Annotated in this window: 3 protein-coding genes; 1 reads left to right on the plus strand and 2 read right to left on the minus strand. The window is 68.5% G+C overall.

Going from position 1 to position 3,399, the window contains the following annotated elements:
* The coding region (locus tag E1258_RS31160; protein ID WP_132407392.1) for a hemerythrin domain-containing protein at positions 1-480 on the minus strand (480 nt) is incomplete at its 3' end.
* The gene (locus E1258_RS31165; protein ID WP_243715803.1) at positions 473-1,693 is read right to left on the minus strand and encodes a hypothetical protein; all 1,221 of its coding nucleotides are present in this window, start codon (positions 1,691-1,693) and stop codon (positions 473-475) included. The genes E1258_RS31165 and E1258_RS31160, both read right to left, overlap by 8 nt.
* A 286-nt stretch (positions 1,694-1,979) precedes the next feature.
* On the opposite strand from E1258_RS31165, the gene E1258_RS31170 reads away from it, so the two are divergent.
* A complete protein-coding gene (locus E1258_RS31170; RefSeq protein ID WP_165949953.1) occupies positions 1,980-3,347 on the plus strand; it encodes a DNRLRE domain-containing protein in 1,368 nt (455 codons plus the stop codon).
* Positions 3,348-3,399: the final 52 nt, after the last annotated feature.

Genomic DNA, 3,399 nt, shown 5'->3' on the forward strand with positions numbered 1-3,399 from the left:
GGTGGGCGCGGCGGCCTCGGCGGCGCGGACGGTGGCGGCCAGCGTACGCAGCCGGTCGGCGGGCACGTGCTGGCGCAGGCGGGGGAACTCGTACCGTTCCTCGTAGCGGGCGTGGGTGAGCACGGCCTCGCGCAGCAGCAGGATGCCCTCGTCGAAGCCCGCGTCGTCGACGCCGGCGGCGACGAGGGTCTTCAGGGTCTGCTTGGCCCGTTTCTCCTCGGCGAGCCGTTCGTCGACCATGGCGTCGCCGCCCTCGCCGGGCAGGGTGCGCGACAGCGGGTGGACGACCTCCTCCTCGGCCGTCTCGTGTACGGCCAGCAGGCGGACCAGGGCGTCGAAGGCGTCCCGGCGCACCTGCCCGGTGCCACCGACGACGAGCAGGAACAGCTCCTCGATGCGGGCGTGCTGGGCCAGCAGCAGGTCGACGACGTCCTCCTCGACGGGGCCGGGCGCGGCCGGGCGCGCGGTGGTCTCACGCACGGCGCAGCACCCCCTCACGGGTACGCAGCTCCTCGACCGGGTGCGGGCCCTCGGTCTCGATGCGGTACTCGCCGCCGAAGCGCTCGCGGTGCAGGTCGATCACCTGCTCGCTCGGCGGCTTCTGCCCGTCGTGTAGCTGCCGCTGCATCCACTCGAAGCGCTCGTGTGCCTCTCGGACGTAGCCCTCGCCGAGCTTGGTGAGATCGATCTGGGTGGCCAGCAGGTGCCGCAGGTACTCCTTGTTCGGTTCGAAGGTCAGCGGCTCGGGCAGCCCTGCGCTGCCGACGATCTGCTCGGGCTCCCGGCCGTCGTGGCGGCGCAGCAGGTCGGCGGCCTGTTGCAGGTGGGCCAGCTCCATCTGCAGGTGCAACTCCCACACGGCCTTGACCTTCGGGTCGCTCTCCCGCTGGAGGAACGAGTAGTAGAGCCAGCACTCGTTGTACTCGTGGGTGAGCAGCCGCTCCCACCAGTTCTCGCCCGGGTCGAGCAGCGACTCGTAGTGGGTGACGTGCTCCTGCTCGATCAGGCTGATCTCCTGGTAGAGCTGGCGGGCGATCGGCTCCATGTACTGCGGTCCGACGTTCATGTAGTAGAACATCACCTGCTGCTCGGCGGAGAGGATCGTCAGGGCGTTCAGCTTCGACCGGGGATCGACGCTCTCGCGGTCGTAGGGGGTGCGGACCTCGTCGAAGGGGTGACGGTGCTCGACCACCGTGGGTCGGCCCGGCATGACCTCGGTGAGGCCGTCGACGATCTTTCCGGCCTTGCGTCGCTCCAGCATCTCGTAGAGGTTGGCGTAGCGGTACAGGTGGTCGAAGTCCTCCAGCACGCCGAACTCGTACGCCTGCTTGAGGTACGCGTCGGGCTCGTGCCGGGCCACCCACGCAGTCAGGTCGACGGCGACCTGCTCGTAGCCGAGGGTCGTCTCCAGCACGCTGGCGAGGCCGGGCAGCAGCCAGTTCACCACCCGTTGCTGCTGGCTCTCCAGGTACCGCACGTACGCCAACTGGCGGCGTACCTCCTGGTCGGGGCAGTTGCGGGCGAACTGGTGCTGGAAGTTGATCGCCTCGACCTCGATGCCGTTCATGGTGATGATCCGGCACCGGGTGTACGGGTCGATCGCCTCCGGGTCGATGGGTTCGACGTTCAGCTCGCGCCAGTTGCGGATCTGGTCCTCCAGGGGGATTCCCTTGTGTTCCAGAGGATTGAACACGTGCACTCCCATTCGTTGGTGGCTTCAGGCCAGGGCTACCCGGGCAGAGAGGGGTAAAACCTGTCAAACGCCGCCGATGTGCTCAGGGGACCGGGCGGGGAGCGGGATCGGGAGGGGAGTGCGCCGGGGCGCGGCTACGTCGACTGGTGGGCAGGTGCCCCGGTCAGGTAGCCACCGGTCGGCCACCTCGATCGTCAATCCGCCGTCAACCGGCGGCGTCACCTCGTGCCCCATCTTTGACGGGGTGGGAGTGGACTGGGTGTACGGCTCACTCGAAGAGGTGACGATGTCCAGATCCCGATATGCCGCAGTGCTGGCCCTGGCAGTCCTGGCCGGAACCCTCGGCTTCGCCCCTCCGGTGAGGGCCAACGGAAACTTCGTGTTCTACCCCACCAACGACAGCTACGTGAGCGCGGGCGCGCCGAACACCAACTTCGACAACCAACCGGTGCTGGCGGTCGCCGGTGCCCCGACGCGGATCACCTACCTCAAGTTCTCGGTCACCGGCCTCCTCGACCCCGTCATCCATGCCCGCCTGCGCATCCACGTGTCGAGCATCCGCGACGCCGGCAGTCACGTCGGCGGCATCGTACAACGAAGCGGAACCGGCTGGCTGGAGACGAGCCTGACCTACGCCAACCGCCCCGCCCTCGTCGGTGCGCCGCTCGGCGCCTACGGCCGGGTGGCCGCCAACACCTGGTACGACGTCGAGGTCACCGCAGCGGTCATCAACAACGGGATCGTCAGCTTCGCGATCAGCTCCCCCGACGCCAACGGCGCCTACTACGACAACCGGGAGAGCGGCTCGACCGCACCGCAGCTCCTCGTGGAAACCGGTGTTCCAGGCACCGGCGAGAACGTCCTGCTGGCCGCCGGAGACATCGCCTCCTGCGACCGGGACACCGACGAGCAGACCGCACGGATCCTCGACCGCGAACGCGGCACGGTCGCGGCCCTCGGCGACCTCGTCTACGAGAAGGGCAGCCCCGCCGAGTTCGCGAACTGCTACGGGCCGACCTGGGGACGGCACAAGAGCCGCACCAAACCTGCCGTTGGCAACCACGAGTACCTCACCGCCAACGCGGCCGGCTACTTCGGCTACTTCGGCCCCGTGGCCGGCCGGCCGAACGAGGGCTGGTACTCGTACGACATGCCAGCCGGCGGTTGGCACATCATCGTGTTGAACTCCAACTGCAGCAAGGTCGGTGGGTGTCACGTCGGTTCGCCCCAGCAGCGCTGGCTCCACGCCGACCTGGCCGCCAACCCCGCCCGATGCACCCTCGCGTACTGGCACCACCCGATCTTCAGCTCCGGTGAGCGGGAACGGCCGGAGCTACTCCCGCTTCTTCGGGAGCTCTACGAGGCGGACGTCGAGATTCTCCTGACCGGCCACGCCCACCACTACGAGCGGTTCGCCCCACAGAGCCCGAACCGCGTGGACGATCCCGTGCAGGGCATCCGACAGTTCGTGATCGGCACGGGTGGGCGATCCCTCCAGCCGGACTTCGGGACCATCGTGCCGAACAGCGAGGTCCGCAACGGCACCACCTACGGGGTGCTCAAACTGATCCTGGCCCCCGGGATCTACCAGTGGCGCTTCCTGCCGGTGGCGAACCAGACCTTCACCGAGAACGGAGCCGGCACCTGCCACTGATCCCACCGCAGGTCGTGGCCGGCGTCATCGTCTGGCATTGACGCCGCCGGCC

Source organism: Micromonospora sp. KC207, from assembly GCF_004348615.1.
GTDB lineage: Bacteria > Actinomycetota > Actinomycetes > Mycobacteriales > Micromonosporaceae > Micromonospora.

What these genes read in the sequence shown, in the direction of transcription:
- E1258_RS31170 (WP_165949953.1), top strand. Translation starts at nt 1,980, where the DNA reads ATGTCCAGATCCCGATATGCCGCAGTGCTGGCCCTGGCAGTCCTGGCC.